The sequence below is a fragment of the Micrococcus sp. KRD077 genome, from assembly GCF_017168505.1.
Classification (GTDB): domain Bacteria; phylum Actinomycetota; class Actinomycetes; order Actinomycetales; family Micrococcaceae; genus Micrococcus; species Micrococcus luteus.
The window spans coordinates 42,811-66,801 of sequence record NZ_JABFAZ010000021.1 but is presented as its reverse complement, the minus strand read 5'-3'; the positions used below and the strand labels follow the sequence as shown (position 1 = coordinate 66,801).

21 protein-coding genes and 1 pseudogene are annotated in these 23,991 nt (G+C 69.4%); 12 read left to right on the top strand and 10 right to left on the bottom strand.

The genetic code is table 11. From position 1 onward, the window contains the following. The 6 genes from J1M39_RS06370 to J1M39_RS06345 all read left to right on the top strand — a co-directional run. On the top strand, positions 1 to 413 hold a 413-nt coding region (locus J1M39_RS06370; protein ID WP_206496581.1), incomplete at its 5' end, for an integrase core domain-containing protein. Between the two features lie 112 nt (positions 414 to 525). Continuing rightward, positions 526 to 1,002 (top strand): NUDIX hydrolase, encoded by a 477-nt coding sequence (locus J1M39_RS06365; RefSeq protein WP_036316610.1) that lies wholly within the window; start codon positions 526 to 528, stop codon positions 1,000 to 1,002. Beyond that, on the top strand, positions 999 to 2,135 hold the full coding sequence (locus J1M39_RS06360) for a glycine betaine ABC transporter substrate-binding protein (RefSeq protein WP_136940212.1): 1,137 nt from the start codon (positions 999 to 1,001) through the stop codon (positions 2,133 to 2,135). The genes J1M39_RS06365 and J1M39_RS06360 overlap by 4 nt, the downstream gene beginning before the upstream one ends. 83 nt (positions 2,136 to 2,218) lie before the next feature. Then, on the top strand, positions 2,219 to 3,457 hold the full coding sequence (locus J1M39_RS06355) for a pyridoxal phosphate-dependent aminotransferase (protein WP_036316613.1): 1,239 nt from the start codon (positions 2,219 to 2,221) through the stop codon (positions 3,455 to 3,457). Next, positions 3,450 to 4,367, top strand: coding sequence for a PPK2 family polyphosphate kinase (locus tag J1M39_RS06350; protein WP_036316615.1), 918 nt, complete (start codon positions 3,450 to 3,452; stop codon positions 4,365 to 4,367). Before J1M39_RS06355 ends, J1M39_RS06350 begins: the two co-directional genes overlap by 8 nt. Positions 4,368 to 4,494: 127 nt before the next feature. Continuing rightward, positions 4,495 to 5,079 carry a type 1 glutamine amidotransferase domain-containing protein gene (locus tag J1M39_RS06345; RefSeq protein WP_036340344.1) on the top strand — a complete coding sequence of 195 codons (585 nt, stop codon included), beginning with the start codon at positions 4,495 to 4,497 and terminating at the stop codon, positions 5,077 to 5,079. 114 nt (positions 5,080 to 5,193) lie between these two features. Here the strand turns inward: J1M39_RS06345 and J1M39_RS06340 are convergent, their stop codons facing one another. Further along, on the bottom strand, positions 5,194 to 5,481 hold the full coding sequence (locus J1M39_RS06340) for an exodeoxyribonuclease VII small subunit (RefSeq protein WP_036340347.1): 288 nt from the start codon (positions 5,479 to 5,481) through the stop codon (positions 5,194 to 5,196). Then, positions 5,478 to 6,791, bottom strand: a complete 1,314-nt coding sequence (gene xseA, locus J1M39_RS06335) for an exodeoxyribonuclease VII large subunit (RefSeq protein ID WP_036340350.1) — start codon at positions 6,789 to 6,791, stop codon at positions 5,478 to 5,480. The genes J1M39_RS06340 and xseA overlap by 4 nt, the downstream gene beginning before the upstream one ends. 187 nt (positions 6,792 to 6,978) lie before the next feature. Here xseA and J1M39_RS06330 point away from each other — a divergent pair, with 187 nt between their 5' ends. Together J1M39_RS06330 and J1M39_RS06325 are read left to right on the top strand one after the other, a co-directional pair. Next, positions 6,979 to 8,067, top strand: coding sequence for a hypothetical protein (locus J1M39_RS06330; protein ID WP_036340353.1), 1,089 nt, complete (start codon positions 6,979 to 6,981; stop codon positions 8,065 to 8,067). A 53-nt stretch (positions 8,068 to 8,120) separates the two neighbouring features. Continuing rightward, positions 8,121 to 9,227: a 4-hydroxy-3-methylbut-2-enyl diphosphate reductase gene (locus tag J1M39_RS06325; protein ID WP_036340356.1), complete on the top strand. Its 1,107-nt coding sequence runs from the start codon at positions 8,121 to 8,123 to the stop codon at positions 9,225 to 9,227. Positions 9,228 to 9,333: 106 nt separating this feature from the next. On the opposite strand, the gene J1M39_RS06320 is transcribed toward J1M39_RS06325, so the two are convergent. The 3 genes from J1M39_RS06320 to J1M39_RS06310 all read right to left on the bottom strand — a co-directional run bounded on the left by J1M39_RS06320 (position 9,334) and on the right by J1M39_RS06310 (position 12,935). Then, positions 9,334 to 11,034 (bottom strand): SLC13 family permease, encoded by a 1,701-nt coding sequence (locus J1M39_RS06320; protein ID WP_073116755.1) that lies wholly within the window; start codon positions 11,032 to 11,034, stop codon positions 9,334 to 9,336. A gap of 138 nt (positions 11,035 to 11,172) precedes the next feature. Next, positions 11,173 to 12,432 (bottom strand): DNA recombination protein RmuC, encoded by a 1,260-nt coding sequence (locus tag J1M39_RS06315; protein ID WP_206496580.1) that lies wholly within the window; start codon positions 12,430 to 12,432, stop codon positions 11,173 to 11,175. A 65-nt stretch (positions 12,433 to 12,497) separates the two neighbouring features. Further along, positions 12,498 to 12,935 carry a hypothetical protein gene (locus J1M39_RS06310; RefSeq protein ID WP_052001240.1) on the bottom strand — a complete coding sequence of 146 codons (438 nt, stop codon included), beginning with the start codon at positions 12,933 to 12,935 and terminating at the stop codon, positions 12,498 to 12,500. A 56-nt stretch (positions 12,936 to 12,991) separates the two neighbouring features. On the opposite strand from J1M39_RS06310, the gene J1M39_RS06305 reads away from it, so the two are divergent. The 3 genes from J1M39_RS06305 (at position 12,992) to J1M39_RS06295 (ending at position 14,718) form a co-directional block, all read left to right on the top strand. Further along, on the top strand, positions 12,992 to 13,558 hold the full coding sequence (locus J1M39_RS06305) for an O-acetyl-ADP-ribose deacetylase (RefSeq protein ID WP_036340380.1): 567 nt from the start codon (positions 12,992 to 12,994) through the stop codon (positions 13,556 to 13,558). Next, the gene (locus J1M39_RS06300) at positions 13,555 to 14,106 is read left to right on the top strand and encodes a YdhK family protein (protein ID WP_020626858.1); all 552 of its coding nucleotides are present in this window, start codon (positions 13,555 to 13,557) and stop codon (positions 14,104 to 14,106) included. Before J1M39_RS06305 ends, J1M39_RS06300 begins: the two co-directional genes overlap by 4 nt. Positions 14,107 to 14,256: 150 nt before the next feature. After that, entirely contained in the window at positions 14,257 to 14,718 is a 462-nt protein-coding gene (locus tag J1M39_RS06295) for an Hsp20/alpha crystallin family protein (protein ID WP_036317045.1), read from the top strand. 109 nt (positions 14,719 to 14,827) lie between these two features. Here the strand turns inward: J1M39_RS06295 and J1M39_RS06290 are convergent. After that, positions 14,828 to 15,280 (bottom strand): annotated as a pseudogene (locus J1M39_RS06290) (GMC oxidoreductase); the annotation flags it as partial. Positions 15,281 to 15,679: 399 nt separating this feature from the next. On the opposite strand from J1M39_RS06290, the gene ychF reads away from it, so the two are divergent. Continuing rightward, positions 15,680 to 16,765, top strand: coding sequence for a redox-regulated ATPase YchF (ychF, locus tag J1M39_RS06285; protein WP_036340374.1), 1,086 nt, complete (start codon positions 15,680 to 15,682; stop codon positions 16,763 to 16,765). Positions 16,766 to 17,315: 550 nt separating this feature from the next. On the opposite strand, the gene J1M39_RS06280 is transcribed toward ychF, so the two are convergent. From J1M39_RS06280 to J1M39_RS06265, 4 genes are read right to left on the bottom strand one after another with little or no spacing between them, the layout of a single operon-like run. After that, positions 17,316 to 20,450: a type I restriction endonuclease subunit R gene (locus tag J1M39_RS06280; RefSeq protein ID WP_078025885.1), complete on the bottom strand. Its 3,135-nt coding sequence runs from the start codon at positions 20,448 to 20,450 to the stop codon at positions 17,316 to 17,318. Further along, positions 20,447 to 21,253, bottom strand: a complete 807-nt coding sequence (locus tag J1M39_RS06275) for an abortive infection family protein (RefSeq protein ID WP_078025884.1) — start codon at positions 21,251 to 21,253, stop codon at positions 20,447 to 20,449. Before J1M39_RS06275 ends, J1M39_RS06280 begins: the two co-directional genes overlap by 4 nt. After that, the gene (locus J1M39_RS06270) at positions 21,250 to 22,413 is read right to left on the bottom strand and encodes a restriction endonuclease subunit S (RefSeq protein WP_078025883.1); all 1,164 of its coding nucleotides are present in this window, start codon (positions 22,411 to 22,413) and stop codon (positions 21,250 to 21,252) included. Before J1M39_RS06270 ends, J1M39_RS06275 begins: the two co-directional genes overlap by 4 nt. Further along, positions 22,410 to 23,975: a class I SAM-dependent DNA methyltransferase gene (locus tag J1M39_RS06265; RefSeq protein WP_036340367.1), complete on the bottom strand. Its 1,566-nt coding sequence runs from the start codon at positions 23,973 to 23,975 to the stop codon at positions 22,410 to 22,412. The genes J1M39_RS06270 and J1M39_RS06265 overlap by 4 nt, the downstream gene beginning before the upstream one ends. Between the last annotated feature and the right edge of the window lie 16 nt (positions 23,976 to 23,991).

Sequence of the window (23,991 nt, the reverse complement as noted above, 5' to 3'; positions counted from 1 at the left end):
CCTACACCGAGGCGTTGGAGGACGAGCGGGCGGCCACGACCGTGAGCTTCTACTGCCGGGCGCGGGCGTTCTTCGCCGCCCACGGCATCACCGTGGACCGGGTGATCACGGACAACGGGAACAACTATCGGGCTGCGGACTTCACCGCGAAGGTGGTCTCGCTCGGGGGCCGGCACCACCGGATCCGCCCCTACACCCCGCGCCATAACGGGAAGGTGGAGAGGTACAACCGGCTGATGGTCGATGAGGTCCTCTACGCCCGCCCCTACACCTCAGAGCAAGCTCGGCGTGAGGCCCTGCAGGTGTGGGTGAACCACTACAACTACCATCGGCCTCATACCTCCTGCGGAGACGCTCCTCCGGCCTCACTGGCACCGACCCGAGTCAACAACGTCATGCCCTCCTACACCTAGGGCGCGGGTCGGTGGGCCGTGCCGCTGTTCGCGGTGGGCGGTGCTCGTAGACTGGCCGGGCCCCGGCGTCGCCCGCCGCGGGCCGTCCCACCGCCGCCAGGAGCCCGCAGCCATGAGCACCACCCCCGCCGCCCCGGACGCCGCCGGAGCGCACCCCGCCGGCCCGTTCCAGACCCGCGCCGGCGCCTACGCCCTGATCGTGGACGGCGGCCGCGTCCTGCTCAGCTCGTGGCAGGGGCCCGAGTTCCTGCAGTGGACGCTGCCCGGCGGCGGCATCGAGCTCGGCGAGAGCCCGGAGGAGGCGTGCCTGCGCGAGGTCTGGGAGGAGACCGGCCACACCGCCGAGCTCACGGGCCTGCTGGGCGTCACGACCGGGACGATCCCGGTGGAGAAGCGCCTGCGGGGCGAGCCGCTGCCCCTGCTCACCGTGCAGGTCCTCTACACCGCCCGCATCACGGGCGGCGTCCTGCGCCCTGAGGTCGGCGGATCCTCGACGGACGCGCGCTGGTTCGACCTCGCGGAGCTCAGCGAGCTGCGCACCGCCTCCTGGGTCACCGAGGCGCTCGCCCGTGCCGGGGTGGACACGTGAGCCGCCCCGCCCACCGCCGCCCGACGGCCCTCGCCGCCTCCGCCCTCGCGCTGTCGCTGGCCCTGGGGGCGTGCGCGCGGCAGGCGGACGCCCCGCCGACGCCCTCCGCGTCAGGCCCACCGATCACGGTCGTGCACGGCGGCGAGGGCCTGGAGGGCGCCGTCGCGGCGGTCCTGGCCCGTCACCTGCGCCTGCACGGCCACGCCGTGGCGGACGAGGACGGCGTCGCCGTGGAGCAGTCGGCGTGGTCCGCCGCCGGCGGGGACACGGTCGCCGTCGTGGACACCCTGGCCCTGGCCACCGCCGCCGACCCCGCAGCGGCGCTGCCGTCCCCGCCGTCGCCGGCGTCGACGCCGACCGGGATGGAGGCCGGCCCGTCCACGGACGCCGTGCCCACCGCCTCGGCCACCGCCTCGACCGCCGCCCCGAGCCCCACCGCGCTGCCCGTCGGCGACCCCGCGGCCGACGCCCCGGCGGCCGGGCGCGTCCTGGAGACGCTGCTCGCCGGGCAGACGTCCGCGGCGGGGACACCGCAGGACGAGGCCCCGGCGGTGCTGTCCTCGTCGGCGGGCGTGCTGCGCCTGACCGCGGTCGTCACCCAGACCACCGCGGCCCGGCTCGAGCTCGAGTCGATCACGGACCTCAACGGCCGGTGCGAGTCGCTCACCGCCGTCGCACCCCCGCCCCTGACCGCCGCGGCGGATCCGGACGCGGCCACGGCCCTGCGCGCCCGCCTGGACCGGCTCGCCGGCTGCCGACCCGAGACCTGGCTGGCCGACACCGAGGACCCGAGCGCCGCCCTCGTCGCGGACGAGGCCCAGGTCGCGCTGCTGACCGACACGGATCCGGAGATCGACGCGAACACGCTCGTCCCGCTCGAGGACGACGGCCGCGTGCTCCCGGAGGGGCGGCTGACCGCCGTCGGCTCCGCCGCGACGCTGGATGACGACGCCGAGCGGCGCATCGCCGAGGTGATGTCCGCCCTCGACGGCGACGGTCTGCGGGAGCTCGAACGGCTCACCACGGGCGCCGACCCGCTTCCGGCCGCCGAGGCCGCGCAGTACTGGCTGGTGGACCATGGCCTGGAGGACGCGCCTGAGGACTGGTTCGTGCCCCGCGGCTCCTGGTTCTGAGCCCGCACGGAGGCGGGGTGCCGGCCCGCGTCGCACGAGCTCGACTGTGATGCACACCGCCCGGGGGGTGCCATGATGGGGGCATGCCCACCCCGCATCCCCGCCAGATCCGCCAGTCCGCCAAGCTGCTGAACGTCCGGTACGACGTGCGCGGCCCCATCCTGGAGGAGGCGCAGCGGATGGAGGCCGCGGGCCACCGGATCATGAAGCTGAACATCGGCAACCCGGCCCCGTTCGGCTTCGAGGCGCCGGACGCCGTCCTGGCGGCGATGCACCAGCACCTGCCGCACGCGCAGGGCTACTCGGACTCCAAGGGCATCTACTCGGCGCGCACCGCCGTCTCGCAGTACTACGAGTCCCGGGGCATCCGGGACATCGGCGTGGACGACGTGTTCATCGGCAACGGCGTCTCCGAGATGATCACGATGGTCCTGCAGGCCCTGGTCGACGACGGCGACGAGATCCTCGTCCCCTCGCCCGACTACCCGCTGTGGACCGGCGCCACCACCCTGGCCGGGGGCCGGGCGGTGCACTACCGCTGCGTCGAGGAGGAGGGCTGGGAGCCCGACCTCGAGCACATCGAGTCCCTCGTCACGGAGCGCACCAAGGGCATCGTCCTGATCAACCCGAACAACCCCACCGGCGCGGTCTACTCCCGCGCCGTGCTGCAGGGCATCGTGGACGTGGCCCGCCGCCACAACCTCGTCCTCATGGCGGACGAGATCTACGAGAAGATCACCTACGACGGCGCCCGCCACATCAACGCCGCCGGCCTGTCCGACGACGTGCTCACCCTGACGTTCTCAGGCCTGTCCAAGGCGTACCGGGTGGCGGGCTACCGCTCCGGCTGGGTGGCCGTGTCCGGGCCGAAGCACCGGGCCGCCGACTTCCTCGAGGGCCTGACCCTGCTGGCCAACATGCGGATGTGCGCCAACGTGCCCGCGCAGCACGCCATCCAGGTGGCACTGGGCGGCTACCAGTCCATCAACGACCTCGTCCTGCCCGGCGGCCGGCTGCTCGAGCAGCGCAACCTCGCCCAGGACCGCCTGAACGCCATCCCCGGCGTGTCCGTGCAGCCGGCCCACGGCGCCCTCTACCTGTTCCCGCGGCTGGACCCGGAGGTCTACGCGATCGACGACGACGAGGCGTTCGTCATCGAGCTGCTGCGGGCGAAGAAGATCCTCGTCTCGCACGGCGGGGCGTTCAACTACCCGCACAGCGACCACTTCCGGCTCGTCACGCTGCCCAGCGTGAAGGACCTGGACGTGGCCCTGGACCGCCTCGAGGACTTCCTCGAGGACTGGAGGGAGCGCCATGGCTGACACCCCGGCCACCGAGGCGGGCCGTCCCGCCCGTGCCACTGATGACGGCGTCTTCGGCGCCCCCGCCCGGGAGCTGTTCGCCGCCCGCCGCGGGGACGAGGTCCGGGGCCCGGCCGACGTCGACGCCGCCGCGACGCCCGGCTACGGCGGGGACAAGGCGAAGGGCAAGAAGGACCTGGCCGCGCGCGGCGCGGTGCTCGCCGACCTGCAGGAGCTGCTGTTCGCCCAGTCGGTGCGCGACGCGCCCGTGGGGGAGGTGCCGTCCCTGCTGGTGGTCCTGCAGGGCATGGACACCGCCGGCAAGGGCGGGATCATGCGCCACGTGATCGGGGCGATGGATCCGCTGGGCGTCCACGTGCACGCGTTCAAGGCGCCGACCCCGGAGGAGCGCGCCCACGACTTCCTGTGGCGCATCCGACCGCACCTCCCGCGGCCCGGCCTGGTCTCCGTGTTCGACCGGTCGCACTACGAGGATGTGCTCGTGCACCGCGTGCGCGGGCTCTCCCCTCTGGCCGAGGTGGAGGAGCGCTACGGGGCCATCCGCGAGTTCGAGGCGGCCGTGCGCGCCGCGGGGACACGGATCGTCAAGGTGATGCTGCGGATCTCGCCGGAGGAGCAGGCCAAGCGCCTGCTGGCCCGCCTGGACGACCCCACGAAGCACTGGAAGTTCAGCGAGAGCGATCTCGATGACCGCGCGTACTGGGACCAGTACATGGACGCGTACCGGATCGCGATCGAGCGGACGGACACCGAGGACGCGCCGTGGTTCATCGTGCCGGCGGACCGCAAGTGGTTCGCGCGGCTGGCGGTGCAGCAGCTGATCATCGAGACCCTGCAGGGGATGGGGCTGGACTGGCCGAAGGCCGACTTCGACGTCGCGGCCGCCCGCCGTCGCCTGCTGGCGGGCTGAGCGCCGCCGTCGTCGCGCTGGGCGGGCAGTGGTGGCCGGACCTTGCCGAGCACGGGGCCGCGGTGAGTCGATGTACGGACACCGGGCGCCGCAGAGGCGCTCCGGATCCGATCCGAAAGGTGGACCCATGACTGAGAACGCCAACCAGAATGCCCCGCTGACCGGCAAGACCGTCGCGTTCCTCGCGACCAACGGCGTCGAGCAGGTCGAGCTGACCTCCCCGTGGGAGGCCGTGATCGCCGCCGGCGCGACCCCCGTGCTCGTCTCGCCGGAGTCCGGCACCATCACCGCGATGCAGTCCGACTGGGATCACGGCGAGTCCTTCGACGTGAACACGACGGTGAAGGACGCCAAGGCCGAGGACTTCGACGGCCTCGTGATGCCGGGCGGCACCCTGAACGCGGACGCCATGCGCGTCAACAAGGACGCCCAGGCGTTCGTGCGTGCCTTCTTCGAGCAGCACAAGCCGGTGGCGGCCATCTGCCACGCCCCGTGGACCCTGATCGAGGCCGGCGTCGTGGAGGGCCGCCGCCTGACCAGCTACCCGTCCCTGAAGACTGACCTGAAGAACGCGGGCGCCCAGTGGGTGGACGATGAGGTCGTCGTGGACAACGGGCTGACCACCTCGCGCTCCCCGGACGATCTCGACGCCTTCAACGCCAAGGTCGTGGAGGAGATGAGCGAGGGCAAGCACGAGGACCAGACCGCCTGACCGACGTCGGGCGCGAGTCGCATGGGGGCGGGGGCCGATGGCCCCCGCCCCCGCCGTTTCCCGAACGAAAGCGGGGCGGAGGCCGCCGTTTCCCGAACGAAAGCGGGGGCGGGGTCAGTCGACGTCGGGGGCGGCCTCGCCGCGCACCTGGTCGAGGCGGGCGCGGGCGCCGTCGAGCCAGGCCTGGCAGCGGTCGGCCAGGGCCTCGCCGCGCTCCCACAGGGCCAGGGACTCCTCCAGGCCGGCGCCACCGGCCTCCAGCCGCCCCACGGTCTCCATCAGCTCGGCGCGCGCCTGCTCGTAGCTCATCTGGGCCACGTCCGAGACGTCCGCGGAGGTGAAGCCCTCCACCCCGCTCGGGCGGCCCGCGTCCTGCGTCTGCTCCATGCCCTGTTCACTCATGCCTGTCGTGTCCTCTCGTGGGATGGGGTCGGGGTGGTCCGGTGCGTCGCGACGACGTCCGCGGCGATCCGTCCGGCCGCCACGAGGATGTCGAGCCGGTCGTCCGGGGCGACCTGGTCCGCGTCGCGCACGACCTGTCCGGCGTGCTGGACCACGGCGTAGCCGCGGTCCAGGGTGCGCTGCGGGGACAGGGCGCGGACGCGGGCGCGCAGCTGCGTGAGGGCGTCCTCCTCGCGGACGAGCCGGTGGCCCAGGGCGGACCGGCCGCGCTCGCGCCACCGGTCCGTCTCCTCCTGCCGGGTGTCCACCATCACGTGCGGACGGGCCAGCACGGGCCGGGAGCGCAGGGCCGCGAGCCCCTCGGCCTCGGCGCGCACGCGGCGCTCGACGGCCGCGGCCAGCCGCAGACGCGCATCCGCGAGTCCGGCGGCCTCCTGGGCCGCGTCCGGGACGATCCGCTTGGCCGCGTCCGTGGGGGTGGAGGCACGCAGGTCGGCGACGTCGTCGAGGACCGGGCGGTCCGCCTCGTGGCCGATCGCCGAGACGACGGGCGTGCGCGCCGCCGCCACGGCGCGCACCAGCGCCTCGTCCGAGAACGGCAGGATGACCTCCTCGAGCGCGCCGCCGCCGCGGGCGATGACGATGACGTCCACGGCCGGGTCGGCGTCGAGTTCGGCGAGCGCGGCGGCCACCTGCCGAGGGGCCTCGGTGCCCTGCACGGCGACCTCACGGATCTCGAACTCGGCGGCGGGCCAGCGCAGCAGGGTGTTGCGCAGCACGTCCTTCTTCGCGTCCGAGTCGCGGCCGGTGATGAGCCCGATCCGGTGGGGGAGCAGGGGCAGCGGCCGTTTGCGCGCGGGGGAGGTCAGCCCCTCCTCGGCGAGGGCCCGGCGCAGCAGCTCCACGCGGGCCAGCAGATCACCGAGGCCGACCGGGCGCATCTCCTGCACGTTCATGGACAGGCGCCCGGCCTTGAGCCAGAAGTTCGGCTTCACGCGCGCCACCACGCGGGAGCCCTGCTGGACGGTCCCGTCCAGGGTCATGGCGACGTTCCGCCAGGCGGTGAGCGGCAGGGAGATTTCCTCCTCGAGGTCCCGCATGGTCATGTAGACGTTGCCGCGGTTGTTCTTGAACTCGATCAGCTGGCCCTCGATCCACGTGGCGGGGGCGCGCTCGATGTGGGCCTTGAGGTTCTCGGAGAGCCGCCGCAGGGGCCACGGCCGCTCGGCGGAGGTCTCGCCCGCGCGGGCGGGCGCCGAGCCGGGCACGTCCGACGCCGCCGGGGCGCCCTCGGTCACGGGCTGGTCCATCCGGGTCCCTCCTGTCCGCGCCCGGTCCGCCCGGGCACGGGCCCACCGTACCGCCCTCGCCGGACGCGCAAGACGGCGCCCGGGCGTCCCCCGGGGCCGCCGCCGGACCGGTCGGGTGCTCAGACCGGGGAACATCCGGCCGGGATCAGTACGCTCGACGGGGTCGGAACGGAACGGAAAGGACCTCATGCGCACCACCCTCAGCTTCCTCGTCGCGGCCCTGGCGGGCCTGCTGGCGGTGCTCGCGACGGCCGGTGCCCTCGTCGACGAGGCGACGCACCGCCCGGAGCTGCTGCGCGGGGTGACGGAGCAGGTCGCGGTGGACCCCGAGGTCCGCGCCGCCGTGCCGGGGGTGATCGACGACGTCGTGCACGACGCCATCCCCGAGCAGGTGCCCGGCCCGCTGGCCCAGGTGGCCGAGGACCTGCTGCGCCCGCTGGCCCAGCGCGTGGCGGACGACCCGCAGGTGGTGCAGGGCTGGTCCGACACCGCTGACGAGGCCCGGCGCGCCTGGCTCGCCCAGCTCGAGGACCCGCAGGGCGCGGACGAGCCCGGCTCGGGCGCGGACGTGACCATCCCGTTCGGTCCCGTCGCACAGTCCGGGATCACCGCCGCCCTGGGCGACATCGAACGTGACCTGCGCGAGGACCGGTTCGACCTGCCCGGGCAGGCGCTGCTGGAGACGATCGCGGGCGCGGACGTCGGCGACTGGGCCGCGGACACGCTGCTGGCACCCCTGTACGACCGCGCCGCGGACCTGCGGGACAGCACCGCGCTGCGCATGGACGCGCGCATCGACGCCCTGGCCGGCACGGATCGGGCCACCGTGCACCGCTGGGTGGACGCCTCCGCGCACTGGCGTTGGGCTGCCGCCGCCTCCGTGCTGGCGCTCGTGGGCGCCCTGCTGCTCGCCCCCCGAGGGCGGCGGGGCCTCGCCGTGGCCGTGGCGGGTGCGGTCGCCCTGGCCGGCGGACTGATCGGCGGCGCCCGCCTGGGTCCGGACGCGGTCCACCTCACGGCACCCGAGGGGGCCTCCCCCGGGGTGGCCGCGTTCGTCCAGCAGATGGAGGAGGCCGCCCGCCCGGCGTTCGCGGCCGCCGTCGCCCCCTACCCCCAGACCCTGACCACCCTGGGCTGGATCGTGCTGGCCGCGGGCCTGCTGCTGGCCCTGGCCGAGCTGTGGGTCGCTCGGCGTGGCCGGGTCCGTGCCGCCCGGGCGGACGGTCCCCCCGCGGTGGGCCGCTCCCACACCGCCGCCGACGTCACGTCGCGCTGAGCCCGCGGCGAAGCCCGGGCCCGGTCTGCGTCCCGGCCGATAGCATGGAGGGCATGTCCGCTCCCTCCGTCTCCGCCCGTCCGTCCGCCGTCGGCCTCGGGATGCCGCAGGTCCCGCGCGTTCGTCGTTCCCGTGAGGAGGTGGAGGCGGCCGCGCCCGTGTCCGGTGAGAAGCGCGTGCTGCTGGCCGCCCCCCGTGGCTACTGCGCCGGCGTGGACCGTGCCGTCGTCGCCGTCGAGAAGGCCCTCGAGCACCACGGCGCCCCCGTGTACGTGCGCAAGGAGATCGTCCACAACCGGCACGTCGTGGACACCCTGACCGAGCGCGGCGTGGTGTTCGTTGACGAGCTGGACGAGGTGCCCGAGGGCGCCCTGACCGTGTTCTCCGCGCACGGCGTGTCCCCGGCCGTCGTCGAGGAGGCCGCCCAGCGCAACCTGCGCACCATCGACGCCACGTGCCCGCTCGTGACCAAGGTGCACCGCGAGGCCGTGCGCTTCGCCAAGCAGGACAAGCGGATCCTGTTGATCGGCCACGACGGCCACGAGGAGGTCGAGGGCACGTTCGGCGAGGCGCCCGAGCACACCACGGTGATCAACGACGTCGCCGAGGCCCGCACCGTCCAGGTGGAGGACCCGGACAACCTGATCTGGCTCTCCCAGACCACGCTCTCCGTGGACGAGACCCTCGAGATCGTCTCCGTGCTGCGCGAGCGGTTCCCGAACCTGCAGGACCCGCCCTCGGACGACATCTGCTACGCCACCTCCAACCGGCAGGCGGCCATCAAGTCGATCTCGCCGGAGTGCGACCTGGTGATCATCGTGGGCTCGGCGAACTCCTCGAACTCGGTGCGCCTCAAGGAGGTGGCCGCGGAGTACGGGGCCTCCCGCGCCGAGCGCGTGGACTTCGCCAACCAGGTGGACGAGTCCTGGTTCGAGGGCGTGGCCACCGTGGGCCTGTCCTCGGGCGCGTCCGTGCCCGAGGTGCTGGTCCAGGAGGTGCTCGCGCTGCTGGCCGAGTACGGCTACGGGCAGGTGGACGAGGTGGTGACCGCCGAGGAAGACATCATCTTCTCCCTGCCCAAGGAGCTGCGCGCCGAGATGAAGCGCGTGGGCGACGACGGGCGCGCCCTCGGCGGACGCCGCCGCGCCGCCGAGGCCTGAGCGCGCCCCTCGTCTCCTCGCTGAGGCCCGCAGACTCGCCGTCACGATGCCGGCGTAGCGGCGCGTCTGCGGGCCTCGGCGTTCCGGGCCGGCGGGTGGTCAGGACTCAGAGTCCGAAGACCCAGACGAGCAGGGTCATCGACGCGAGGGAGATGAGCACGGCGGCGATGATGTTCAGCCACACGCCGCCCTTCACCATCTGACCGATGGTCACGTAGCCGGAGCCGTACGCGATGGCGTTCGGCGGGGTGGCCACGGGCAGCATGAACGCGCAGGTCGCGGCGAGGGCGACGGGCGCGGCCAGCATGAGCGGGGCGACGCCGGTGCCCAGGGCCACGCCGGAGGCGACCGGCAGGAACGTGGCCGCGGTGGCCGTGTTCGAGGTCATCTCGGTCAGCAGCAGGATGCCGACGGCGGCGATCACCACGAGCACCCACACGGGGATGTCGCCGAAGCCCTTGACCTGCTCACCGAGCCACGTGGACAGGCCCGACTTGGAGAACTGACCGGACAGGGCCAGGCCACCGCCGAACAGCAGGAGCACGCCCCACGGCAGCTCCTTCGCGGCCTCCCAGTCCAGGAGGCGCACGCCGCGCCCGGCCCCGCCACCGGCCGGCAGGAGGAACAGGATGAGCCCGACGACCATGGCGATGGCCGCGTCCGAGAGCAGCGGGGACTTCAGGTCCAGGACGTACTCGGAGATCAGCGGCACGGTGATCCAGGCCAGCGCGGCGAGGACGAAGACGGCGAGGACCTTGGCCTCGGGGGCGCTCATGCGGCCGAGGCGGGCCAGCTCGGTGGCGATCAGGTCGCGGCCGCCGGGGACCTCGTCGATCTCGGGGCGGAACAGCACGCGGGTGAGCAGGAACCAGCACGCGAAGAGCAGCACGACGGCGATCGGCACGCCGACCAGCATCCACTGGCCGAAGCCGATCTCCACGCCGTGCTCGGCGGCCATGTGGCCCGCGAGCAGGGTGTTGGGCGGGGTGCCGATGATGGTGCCGAGCGAGCCGATGGACGCGGCGTACGCGATGCCGAGCATGAGCGCGGTGCCGAAGTTGGACTTCGTGAGGGAGCGGATCTCGGCCTGCGTGGGGGCCTCGCCGGGCGCGGATGCGGGCGCGGCGGGGCGGTCGACCTGGCCCGCTGCCTCGTCCCCGGTCAGGGCGTCGTCCGTGCCGTAGCGCTGGACGAGCACGAGGATGGACACGCCGATGGGGAGCATCATCACGGCGGTGGCGGTGTTGGACACCCACATGGAGATGAACCCGGTGGCGATCATGAAGCCCAGGACGAGGTTCACGGTCCTGGCGCCCATGAACTTCAGGACGCCGAGCGCGATGCGCCGGTGCAGGTTCCAGCGCTGCATGGCCAGGGCGAGCATGAAGCCGCCCATGAACAGGAAGATGATGTTGTTGCCGTAGCTCGCGCCGATGGAGTCGAAGGTGATGCCGCCGTCGGACTCCTCGGCGGGCACGCCGAGCGGGAAGATGACGAGCGGCAGCAGGGCGGTGGCGGGGATGGGCAGGGCCTCGGTCATCCACCACACGGCCATGAGCACGGCGGTGGCGGCGACGAGGCGGGGCCAGACGCCGAGGTCGCCCGGCATGAGCAGGAACAGGGCGACGGCGAGCAGGGGGCCGGCCACGAGGCCGATGATGCGCTTGACGTTCTCGCCGCCGGTCAGTGGCTCGTCACGCATGCCCGGGGAGAGCTCGTGTTCGAACTCCTGGGCGGCCGCTCGGGGGTCGAAGCGGGAGACGTGCTCGTTGACGTTGCTCGGCGGGGGGATCGATCGGGACTCCACGGGGCCTCCTCCTCAGGTCAGGCCCTTGGCGCGGCCTGGCAATTCTCTGGGAGTTTCACGGTAGCAAGTGGCCTGGGACACGGAAAGACGACCTCGGGGCCGCGACGGCCCATCCGCCCGGCACCCGTGCCGCCCTGCTCACGCCTCCCGCGCCGACTCCGCCCGACGACGGCGCAGCTCGTCCTCCTCCACGCCCGCGACCAGTTCCGGGGCGGCCAGGGGTCGGGGCGCGGACTCGAGCGTGCGGATGTCCGGCGTGGGGGCCAGGCCCGGGTCGGCGTCGCGGAGGCGCCGGGCGGCGGGGAGCACGCGCGACTCGACGTTGCCGACGAGCTGGTTGTAGCGGTCCACGGCGGTCTTGAGGGAGCCGCCCATGCGGTCCAGGTGGGTGCCGAGCGTGCCGAGGCGCTCGTAGAGGTCCTTCGCGCTGGCCACCACGGTGTGGGCGTTCTCGGCCAGGGTGTCCTGCCGCCACGCGTAGGCCACGGACTTCAGGGCGGTCAGGAGGGAGACGGGGGCGACGAGCGCGACGTTCCGCGAGAACGCGTGGTCCAGCAGCCCGGGGTCCGCGTCCAGGGCCGCGGCCAGGAGCGACTCGGCGGGCAGGAAGCACAGGACCAGCTCGGGGGAGTGCTCGAGGCCGGCCCAGTAGGACTTCGCGGAGAGCTGGTCCACGTGGCGGCGCACGGCCGCGGCGTGCTGGCCGGCCAGCGCCTGACGCCGCTCGTACGCCTCCTCGCCGGGCTCATCCGCGAGGGCCTCGGCGGCCAGCGCGTCCCCGATGGGGGCCTTGGCGTCCACCGCCATGGCCTTGCCGCCGGGCAGGGACACCACGAGGTCCGGGCGGAGGCGCTCGCCGTCCTTGCCGGACAGCGTGGCCTGCTCGGTGAAGTCCACGTGGTGGAGCATGCCCGCCGCCTCGACGACCCGCCGCAGCTGCGCCTCGCCCCAGTGGCCCCGCGCGGAGGTGGACTTGAGGGTGGCCATGAGCGAGGTGGTCTGGTTCAGCAGGTCACGGTCGGTGGCCGCGGCGGCGCGGAGCTGCTCCCCGAGTCGGCCGAACTGGGAGGCCCGATCCCGTTCCAGCACGCCCACCTGCTCCTGGAGCGCCGCCAGCCGCTGGCCCAGCGGCGCGAGCGTGGACATCACCTGGGACTCCGCGCGCTGGCGTTCGGCGTCCTCGGCGCGCGCGGCCGTGAGCGCGCGCTGCTCCGCCCGGGCGGCCGCGAGCTCCTCTCGTGCCCCCTGGTGCTCGGTGCGCAGCGCGGCCAGCTCGGCCTGGGCCCGGCGGGCCTCCTCACCGCCGTCGGCCGCCCGGCGCCACATGAGCCACGCGCCCAGCAGGGCGCCCAGCACGAGTCCGAGGGTGAGGGCGAGCAGCAGGCTGAGGATCTCCATGACCCCACCCTCGCAGGCTGCACGGACACGGTAGGCCGCGGCGCGCCGTCGTCGTGGCGGGCGGCTCAGCCGAAGAGCGGGTTGGGGCCGTTGGCCACGACCTGCGGGTCGCCGTCGACGCGGGCGGCGATGCCCGCCGCGGCCACGCCGGGCAGATACGGGAAGACCATGCGGGTCGAGGCCAGGGCGGCGGCGTCGAAGGCCTCCACCGCGACGGCCGGGCGGGGTCCGTCCGCCGTCTCGATCTCGCCGTCGAACACGGCCACCGCCCGCGTGGGGCGAGGGCTGATCTTCGCGACCGTGGCGGCCGCCTGCTCGGGCTGGAGGTCCGGGTGCTCCCACATGCCGCGCTGGCCGTCGGCCGTGACGGCGAGGATTGTGGGGGCGAACACGGGCTGCCGGCCGAGCGTGTTGAACACGTGCTCCACCGCGAGGCTGATCAGCGGCAGCAGCTCGCCGCCGGGAGGCGTGGGGGTCGGTCCGGTGGGCGTCGGGGTGCTCATGGGGCCGAGGCTACCGGCCCTGTCCGACGGCGCCCACCCGCGCCTAGCGTGAACCCATGCAGCTCACCATCGCCCCCGGGGACATCACGGCCACGCACGCGGACGCCGTCGTCAACGCCGCCAACTCCACCCTGCTCGGCGGCGGAGGCGTGGACGGCGCCATCCACCGGCGTGGCGGTCCCGAGATCCTGGCCGAGTGCCGCCGCCTGCGCGAGACCGACCTGCCGGAGGGGCTGCCCGCCGGCCAGGCCGTGGCGACGACGGCGGGGCGCCTGCCCGCGCGCTGGGTCATCCACACGGTGGGCCCGGTGTGGGCCAAGACGATCGACAAGTCCGACACCCTCGCCTCGTGCTACCGCGAGTCCCTGAAGGTGGCGGCCGGGCTCGGCGCCCGGACGGTCGCGTTCCCGGCGATCTCCGCGGGGATCTACGGCTGGCCCATGGAGGACGCGGCGCGGATTGCCGTCGAGACCTGCCACGCGATGGCGGACGAGGTGGGCGACACCGTGGACGAGGTGCTGTTCGTGCCGTACGGCGAGACGGCGGAGGCCGCGTTCCGTGCGGCGCTCGGGCACCTCGAGGCCCCCCAGACCACCGATGACGAAGGAGACACCGGACGATGACCATGCGTTTCTGGACCAGGACCGTCGCCGTGACTGCGGCGAGTCTGCTCGCGCTCACCGGCTGCGCGACGGGAGGGGAAGAGGCGGCGACGTCGTCCTCCCACGGCGGGCACGCGGGCCACGCGATGGACGGCGGCCCCGCCCCCGAGGGCATCGAGCCCGCCGCGGACCCGGCCCACCCCGTGGGCACCGAGGTCACCCTCATGGCGGACCACATGCCCGGGATGGAGGGGGCCGCCGCCACCGTCGTGGGCGCGTACGAGACCACCGCCTACTCCGTGGACTACCGGCCGACGACGGGCGGGCCCGAGGTGACGGACCACAAGTGGGTCGTCCAGGAGGAGCTGGAGGACGCGGGCGCCGAACGCCTGCCCGACGGCGCGGCGGTCACCCTCGCGGCTGACCACATGCCGGGCATGCAGGGTGCGGAGGGCACGGTGCACTCCTCGACGGATGAGACCGTCTACATGGTGGACTACGAGTCCGACGGCATGCGGATGAGGAACCACAAGTGGGTGGTGGAGAGCGAGATCGCCTCGGCGGGCTGACCCCGGGCCGGGAGGGTCCTGACCGCCCGCCTGGAAGTTGATCGAACTTCACGTAGATTTCTGGAATAGGCTCGCCGGGCGTGCTGTTGTAGTGGTCAGACGCCGCGGTGTCAGCGGCGCCCACCCGAATCCCGAGGAGAGTGAACCGACATGGCCCGTCCTATCGATCCGTTCCGTGAGATGGAGCGCCTGGTGAACGGTCTGACGCCCCGCGCGACCGGCACCGTGTCCATGCCCATGAACCTGTACCGCGAGGGCGACGTCTTCGTCGCCGAGGTCGAGCTGCCCGGCGTCGACCCGGCCTCCATCGACGTGGACGTGGAGGAGCGCACCCTCACCGTCCGCGCCGAGCGCAAGGAGGACCCGGCCCGCGAGGACCGACGCTGGCTCACCCGTGAGCGTTCCGCCGGCACCTTCGCCCGCCAGCTCACCCTGGGCGAGGGCCTCGCCCTCGACCGCATCCAGGCCGACTACAGCGACGGCGTCCTGACCCTCACCATCCCGGTGGCGGAGCAGGCCAAGCCCCGCAAGATCTCCGTCACCCACGGCGGTGCTGCCCCCGTGGCCGGGCAGACCGTGGAGGGCGAGACCGCCGAGACCACCGGCGAGTGACCGGCCTCTGACGGAGCCGCGCGCGGCCGGCGTGACCGGCGCGCGGTCCGTCCCCCGAACGCAGATGCGGCGGGCCCCCCACCGGGGGCCCGCCGCATCTGCGTGGCGGTCAGGCGCGATCGGCCAGGATCAGCTGCGCCGCCTTCTCACCGATCATGACGCACGTGATGTTGGGGTTCACGGTCACGTGCTCGGGCATCACGGAGGCGTCGGCCACGCGCAGACCCGTCACGCCCTTGACGCGCAGGCGGGCGTCCAGGGGGCTCATGGCGTCGTCGTCGGCGCCCATGCGCACCGAGCCCACCGGGTGGTACACGGTGTTGTGGGTGCGGCGCACGTAGTCGGCGATCTCCTCGTCCGTCTGCGCCTGCTCGCCCGGGGCCAGCTCGCGCCCCGCCCACGCCGCCATGGCCGGCTGGGAGACGATCTCCCGGGCCAGTCGGATGCCGGCCACCGCGACGGCCATGTCATGGCCCTCCGGGTCGGTGAAGTAGCGCGGGTCCACGGCCGGCTTGTCCCGGTAGTCGTTGAAGCGCAGGCGCACGGTGCCGCGGGACTTGGCGTCGGGAGGGCCCGGCGGCCCTGCGGTCTCGGCTGTCGTCCTCTGGTCGGCAGACACGGGTGTGCTTACTGTCGACGGGGTCTGGGCGGCCCGTCCACCCTACGGATCGGTCATCTGGACGGGGATGCGTGCTGGGCGGTGCGGGTCTCTGGGTTCCGTGGGCACGCCGGGCTGGGGCTGGGGCTGCCGGGCCCCGTGGCCGCCGGGCCTCTGGGTTCCGTGGGCAGAAAAGCAAGGGTTTCTGCCCCCGGAAGCGAAAACCCTGCCGGTTCTGCCCCCGGAACAGGGGAGAGCGCGCTTTCTGCCCACGGAGCGGGCGGGGCTGCCGGTTCTGCCCACGGAACGGGGCCGGTGCGGGACGCCTCCGCCGCGGCGGGCCCGCCGGTAGACTGCCGGACTGTGGCTTTGACTATCGGATTCGTGGGACTGCCCAACGTGGGCAAGTCGACCCTGTTCAACGCGCTGACGCGCCAGACCGTGCTCGCGGCGAACTACCCGTTCGCGACGATCGAGCCGAACGTGGGCGTGGTGAACCTGCCGGACGAGCGGCTGCCCCAGCTGGCCGAGATCTTCGGCTCCGAGCGCATCCTGCCGGCCACGGTGTCCTTCGTGGACATCGCCGGCATCGTGAAGGGCGCCTCGGAGGGGGAGGGCCTGGGCAATCAGTTCCTGGCCAACATCCGTGAGGCCCACGCGATCGCCCAGGTGGTGCGCGCGTTCGACGACGGCGACGTCGTCCACGTGGACGGCAAGGTGGACCCGGCCTCGGACATGGAGACCATCAACACCGAGCTGATCATCGCGGACATGCAGACCGTGGAGAAGGCGATCCCGCGCGTCGAGAAGGAGGTCAAGGGCAAGAAGAAGGAGCCCGCCGACCTCGAGGCGCTCAAGGCCGCGCTCGCGGTGCTGGAGCGGGGCGAGACGATCTTCGCGGCGAAGGACAAGGACAAGCTGGACATGGACCGGCTGCGCGAGCTGAGCCTGCTCACCGCCAAGCCGTTCATCTACGTGTTCAACTCGGACGAGGGTGTGCTGGGGGACGAGGCCAAGCAGCAGGAGCTGCGCGATCTGGTGGCCCCCGCCGACGCCGTGTTCCTGGACGCCAAGCTCGAGTCCGACCTCGTGGAGCTCTCCGAGGAGGAGGCCGCCGAGATGCTGGAGATGGCCGGGCAGGACGAGTCCGGGCTGGACCAGCTGGCCCGCGTGGGCTTCTCCACCCTCGGCCTGCAGACCTACCTGACGGCCGGGCCGAAGGAGACGCGCGCGTGGACCATCCCCGTCGGCGCGACCGCTCCGGAGGCCGCCGGCGTGATCCACACCGACTTCCAGCGTGGCTTCATCAAGGCGGAGATCGTGAGTTTTGATGACCTGATCGCCGCCGGGTCGATGGCCGATGCCAAAGCCGCCGGCAAGGTGCGCATGGAGGGCAAGGACTACGTCATGAAGGACGGCGACGTGGTGGAGTTCCGGTTCAACGTGTGATTCGTTGAAATCATGCGGTTTTTGGCGCCGTTAGTCTGTGGCATGACGCAGAATTATGGCGAGCCTATGGCAGTCGTGTCGTAGCGGTGGATGCCCTCACTGGCTGGTTCTGGTGGGGGCTTCGTCGTCTGTGGGACGTATGCACGTAACGTATATGTGGCACCCTCGGTCATGCCGCGTGAGCGGTCATGTGGTTCATGATCAGCTCGCACTCCACCGGGGCTAATCGGCCTACACTCATGACCTAAACGTAGCGCCCGTTGCGTCCTGACCCCGGAACGAAACCCGGGGCGCTGGAGGCACCTCGGCAACGGCCTTCACATGCGCGGGGCACACCACCTTTTCATGCGGGGATTGTCCCACGGTATCCCTGCAAATCAGTCTGCATGAGCCGCACCAGTGGCCAATCGACGAACTGATTTTAGACCCCATGCCCGCTTACGCGGTGTGACCAAGAATGTCACCTTTACGTGCATCAGTTCCAGGCGCGCCTCCAGTACCCTTGCGGGGTGAACGGCCGAGCATCACTTTTGTCGACATCTACACACCCCTACGCAGACACTCCGCGAGCAAACAATTCCGCCTGCTCGATCACCAGCTCGATTGCCTTAGCTTCCGCATCAGGCGGGTAGTCGTACTTGGCGAGGATGCGGCGTACCTTTGAGCGCATCGCAGCCAGCACAGACTCCTTCAGGTTCCAGTCGATCGTTGCTGATTGCCTGACAGACGTCACGAGCTCTTGAGCGATCGCCTTGAGTGTCTCGTCGCCCAGCTCCATCACCGCAGAGTCGTTCTGCACTACCGCGTCATAGAAAGCGACCTCATCTTCGCGCAGTCCGAGCTCCTCGTGCCGTTTCTGAGCGTCGCGCATCTGCTTCGCAAGTTTCACCAATTCCGCGATGATCTCAGCGGTCGTCAACGACCGGTTCGTATAGCGGTTCACGGTCTCTTCGAGCATCTCCGAGTACTTGCGCCCTTGGACGACGTTCGTTCGCTGCACCGTACGGATCTGGTCGTTCAGGAGACGCCGCAGCAGCCCCATCTGAAGGTTCGGCCTGTCCTTCTCCGCGAACGAATCGAGGAACTCCTCACTGAGGATTGAGATCTCGGGCGTCTCGATCCCAGCGAGCATGTACACGTCCACTACCTGATTAGCTGTGACCGCCTCGTTGAGAAGCTGACTGAGTGCTGTATCGACCTCTACTGCGCCCGAACCGCCTCGGCCAGAGTCGGGGTTTTGGATCTTCAGGATCGCTGCTCGGACGTCCGTGAATAGTCGGACATCGTTCCGGATCGCGGCTGCCTCATCGCGCGCGCCCGCCAGCGCGAACGCCTTCGCCAGAGCCAGCACCTGGTCATTGAACCGCGAGGTCCGGTCTGGGTCCGCCATGACGAAGTCGAGGACCTTTGCGTACTCGTTCAACCGCTGGGCAGCTGTCAGCTCCGGGGAAGAGTCGAACTGGACTCCGTGGAGGAGTCCGCGCACGATGTCGTGCTTCTCCAGCATCACCTGGACCATCTCGTCGATGGGCACGCCAGCCTGGTCGCGGTCGGACGGCGAGTATTCGCTCAGCGCGTTCTGGAGGTTCGCGAACACTCCGATGTAGTCGACGATCAGCCCGCCGGGCTTGTCACGGAACGTTCTGTTCACCCGAGCGATGGCCTGCATGAGCCCCGCGCCCTGCATGGTCTTGTCGACGTACATCGTGTGCATCGACGGGGCATCGAAACCGGTCAGCCACATGTCCCGGACGATGACCAGTTCCAGCGGGTCGTCCGCGTTCTTCGCCCGCAGCTTGAGGTCCTTGCGCACGTCCTTCGAGTGGATGTGCGGCTGGAACTCAGCAGGATCAGACGCGGACCCGGTCATGACGACCTTGATCTTGCCCTGCGCCGGATCATCCGAATGCCAGTCGGGTCGCAGTGCGATGATCTTCTCGTACAGCCGCACGGCGATCCGGCGACTCATGGTGACGATCATGCCCTTGCCGAACAGGGATTCGCGGCGCTTCTCCCAGTGCTCCACGATGTCGCGGGCCACGAGATCAAGTCGTGCCTCCGCTCCGACGACCGCTTCCAACCGCGACCAACGTGACTTCGCAGCTGTTGCGGTGTCTTTCTCGACGGACTCGGTGATCTCATCGGCGAGGTCGTCCAAGGCAGCGAGGTCCGCTTCCGACAGCTCGATTTTTGCCAACCTGGACTCGTAGAAGATCCGGACAGTCGCACCATCCTCCACTGCCCTTGTGAGGTCGTACACGTCCACGTAATCGCCGAACACAGCCCTTGTGGATTTGTCGTTCGACTCGATCGGAGTGCCGGTGAAACCGAGGTACGTCGCGCCGGGGAGCGCGTCGCGCATGTGCTTGGCCAGCCCGGACTTGAGTCGACCGTGGCGGTCGAGCGTCTCGCTGAATCCGTACTGACTCCTGTGCGCCTCGTCGGCGATCACGATGACATTCCGACGGTCAGTGAGCACGGGGTTGGCGTCTCCGTCCTCGCCCGGCGCGAACTTCTGCAAGGTGGTGAACACGATCCCACCCGACGCGCGCTTCAGCTTGGCCCGCAGATCCGAGCGCGTTGCTGCCTGCACCGGCGTCTCCGGCAGGATGCGCGCGGGGGCGAAAGTCTCGCCGAACAGCTGATCGTCGAGATCGTTGCGATCGGTTATGAACACCAGCGTCGGGTTCGCCATGCGCGGGTCGCGCATGATCTTTGCAGCGTAGAACACCATCTCGAAGCTCTTGCCGGAGCCCTGGGTGTGCCACACCACGCCGCCGCGTCGGTCCCCATCAGGGCTTGACGCTTGCACCGTGGACTCGACGGCAGCGTTGACCGCCCAGTACTGATGGTACTTCGCCACACGCTTCAAGAGCGCCCGCGTGGGCTGTCCTGTCGACTTGTCGGTGACTGTCTCGTCACTGAACACCACGAAGTTCTTCAGTAGGTCCAGGAACCGCTTCGGCTCGAACACGCCCTTGATGAGAACCTCAAGTGCTGGCCGGTTGCTGACGACCTCACGACCCTCGATGGTCTTCCACGGCGCGTAGTGCTCGAACGCACCCGAGTAGCTGCTCATCGCCGCCGACGTTCCGTCAGAGATCACTGTCACCGCGTTCGGCACAAATACCGACGGGATGTCGTGTCGGTACGTCTGCACCTGGTTCCACGCCGACTTTAGCGTCGCGTGCCCAGCGGCCGGATTCTTCAGCTCCAACAGCGCGAGCGGGAGCCCGTTAACCATCACGAGCACGTCAGGGCGGCGGTTCTTGCCGTTCTCGACGATCGTGAACTGGTTGACAGCCACCCAGTCGTTATTCGCCGGCTCGTCGAAGTCCACCAGCCACAAGCGTGTTGTGCGCAGCAGGCCATCGTCGCCGCGATGCTCGACAGGTACACCCTCCGTGATGAGCTTGTGCAGGCGAGCGTTCTCGTCTACAGCGCTCTGCGACCCGGCACGCTGCACGGTCTTCACAGCCTCGGCGATCAGCGCGGCGTCAGCGCTAGTGTTGATCCGCCGAAGCGCATCACGCAGACGCCCCCACAGCACGACGTCCTCGTACGAGTCCCGCTCTGCGTCAGGCTCTCCCGGCGCGATCTCAGGGGCGTGCACACGTCGGTAGCCCAGCTCGGCGAAGTGCTCTAGAGCGGCCAGTTCGACGACGTTCTCGTTGAAGGTGCTCATCCGCCACTCCTCACTGCGGCAGGCGACGTTGGTCCAGTGCGCTTCGCCAGATAGACCTCGACGAGGAAGCTCGCGACGGTCTTCGCTGAGTTCACAGCCACCCGGGCATGTCGCGCTTGTGGCTGCACGTGACGCGCGTGTCCGTCACTCGCCATGTTCCGGATCGCTGCCAGACCGTTGACGATCTGGACCAGGCCGCGTGCGATCTGCTTGAACCCTTCGTCGACCTGGTCATCCTTGTCGTCGATCCGAAGAATCTTCGCAACTGCCTTGTACTGTCGCTGGAGGTCACCGGCGTAGTTTCCGCTCTGGCCTGTTAAACGAATCTCCAGCTGTTCCAACACCGCCTCAACCAAGGTGCGCGACACTGTGATCGCCCCTTCGAGGTCTGAGGCTGCGAGACGACGCTCCGCCTTGTCGGACAGTTCTCGGACATACGCCAGCGTGAGAACTTCCGGTGCGACCGGCGCAGCACTCAACGGGACGGCGACGCCTTCCAGTCGCGAGACGATCGCGCGATACTTATCGATCGAGGCACTTTCATCGTCTCCGTCTTGCTCGCCTCTGTATTCGAGAAGTGCATGTAGAACACGAGCGCACTCTGACGTCGAAGCAGAGCGAAAGAACGCACGTAAACGCTTAGCCTTCGAGAGGCCGGAGTCTTCTGGCTCGATCTCGACATCCAGATCAGCAAAGAAATCCGCGAAGGTGCGGTTACTGAAGTCGAGTACGTAACCGTCACCCATGTCGAGGACTTGTTCAACGATGCGCATATCTGTCGCGCTCAAGACAGGTGTTTTCATGACGTCACCGGAACTCGTAGACCACCTGAGAGTAGTTCGGGGAGGAGAGCGTCGCGAAGAGCGACAAGACGATGAGACTCGAACGTCAACTGCGTGAGACGCTCAACGAGCGGGTCTACACGGGCTGATAGCTCGATTCGTTCGGTGGCGGTCAGGACCGGAACTCGCCATGCCGCGAGGTCTTTCCAAGAGGCACGGGGCATTCTTGTCCCAGTAGAACTGGCTGACAAAGAATCGATCAATGCATCAGATGCTGCGACGGCTGTCACCAAGGCAATGTCGCGAGGACTCTTCGGCCGGACTACCAAGATGTCAGTCGAGCACACGCCATCGATAGGCGCAATACCCACCTTCTTGAAGTACGGGCGAAGCTTACCGAAGAGGAGGTCCCCTCGCTTAAAGGCAGTCTTATTACTGCCAAGACCCTTAGCTTTCTTCCATTCAGTCAGGAAAATTGATCCTCTGGGCATGTGTTCAAGCCCAATATAGTTGTCATCGGGATCAATCTTGTCTATTTCTACTGGGGCCTTCACCAGTGCGCAATAATCGCCCAGTGTTCCGTCCTCGCCCTCGGAGGCATCGAGCGTAGATTCGACAACCGCGCGGATAAGAGATTCCCCAGTGGCCATTGCTTGTCGGTTCGACTCGATCTTGTCGTCGAACGCGCCGAGTGTCGCAGCGATCGCGCGTTGCTCCGGGAGGGACGGGACGTGCACCGGAATGTCTGCGAGAAGTTTTTGGCTCAGGTATGGAAGCGCGCTCCCTTGAGCCCATTCCGCGATATGGACACTTTCGATCAGATAGATCAAGAAGCCGCTATCGACAACAGCGGGCTTGGGTATGGCAGCCATCATGTTGTTGTCCATCGCGGTCGGTACCGTGATCCGCCTCAGGCGCTCAGCCTTCAGTCCCTCGCCAATTTTTGCGAATGCTACGGCGCCGGGAGGTGTTAGTTTCAACTTCATTCGCGCCGCGGTTTCAGCCGACACCCAGTTATTTGCCTCAATGATCCGTATGCTGTTAGCAGGAAGAGTCATATCGCTGACCTTGATGAACGGATGGTCGCCGGTCAAATGTCCTTGCTCGTGTCTCGGAAAAGCTCCTCCTGCCTGGAATGTACAGAGTTCCCCGAGCACGCTTTCCATCCACTGCGCGGTCACGAGAGCGATCCCATGCGCAGTCGAACCTCATTTTCCAGCTCGCGCCCACGCTCGAACTCCGCTAACAGCTCGTTCGTGAGGCGTTCAATCTTCTCATCGATCGGTTCGTCGTCGACTTCCGCCTCAGCTGCACCGACGTACCGGCCGGGTGTGAGGACGAATTCGTGTTTCTCAATCTCCCCGATCGTGGCCGACTTCGCGAAACCGGGGACGTCTTCATAGCAGCCGTCGTGGTTGCGCCATTCGTGGTAGGTGTCCGCGATCTGCGCAATGTCGTCGTCCGATAGCACGCGCAGGCGTCGCGACTGCATAGCTCCGAGCTTGCGGGCGTCTATAAACAGCACCTCACCTTTGCGCGCGCGGTGCCCATTGCCGTCACGCCCCTTGGAGATGAACCACAACGACACGGGGATGCCTGTGTTAAAGAAGAGCTTGTCTGGCATTGCGACGATGCAGTCGACCAGGCCAGCCTCGACGAGCCGCTGACGGATCTCGCCCTCGCCACTGCTCTTGGAGGACAGTGACCCGTTGGCGAGCACGAAACCTGCTGTGCCGTGAGGCGCAAGATGGTGAAGGAAGTGTTGCACCCATGCGAAGTTCGCGTTGCCCTTCGGTGGTGTCCCGTACTTCCATCGGGGGTCGTCGGCGAGCTTCGCATCCCACCAGTCAGAGACGTTGAAAGGCGGGTTCGCGATCACGTAGTCAGCACGCAGGTCGAGGTGAAGGTCCTCTGTGAACGAGTCCGCAGAATGCGAGCCCATGTCCGCCTCGACGCCACGCAAAGCCAGGTTCATCTTCGCGAGCTTCCATGTCGTATCGGTGAACTCCTGCCCATATACCGAGATGTCGGTGCGTTTGCCGCCGTGAGCCTTCACGAACTCAGCCGACTGTACGAACATGCCGCCCGAGCCCGCAGCTGGGTCGTACACGCGACCCTTGAACGGTTCCAGCATCTCGACAAGTGTCTTGACCACGGAGCGAGGCGTGTAGAAGGCTCCCGCATCCTTGCCGGTCTCCTTGCCTGCGAACTGGCCAAGGAAGTATTCGTACACGCGACCGAGCACGTCGTCTGCGCCGTGATCGTCGGTCTCAGTAAAGCCGATCGACCCGATGAGGTCGACCAGCTCACCGAGGCGTCGCTTGTCGAGGCCATCACGGCCATAGTTACGGGGCAGCACGCCGCGAAGCGACGGGTTCTCCTTCTCGATGAGATCCATCGCTTGGTCGATCTGCTGACCGATCTCCGGCTGCTTGGCCACCGACTGCACGTATCCCCACCGGGCGAGAGACGGCACCCAGAAGACGTTCTGACTCGCGTACTCGTCCCGATCCTCCAGGAACGACTCGATCCGCTCGGGCTTGATGCCCTCGGCGGCCAGCTCGTCCTTGAGCTGCTCGCGGCGCTCCTCGAACCGGTCGGAGACGTATTTGAGGAACACCAGGCCCAGCACGACGTGCTTGTACTCGCTGGGCTCCTGGTTGCCCCTGAGCTTGTCAGCGGCATCCCACAGTGTCTGTTCGAGCGTTTTCGCCGGCTTCGCTTTCGCGGCCCGTCTCGCCATAGTTCGTACTCCTTCG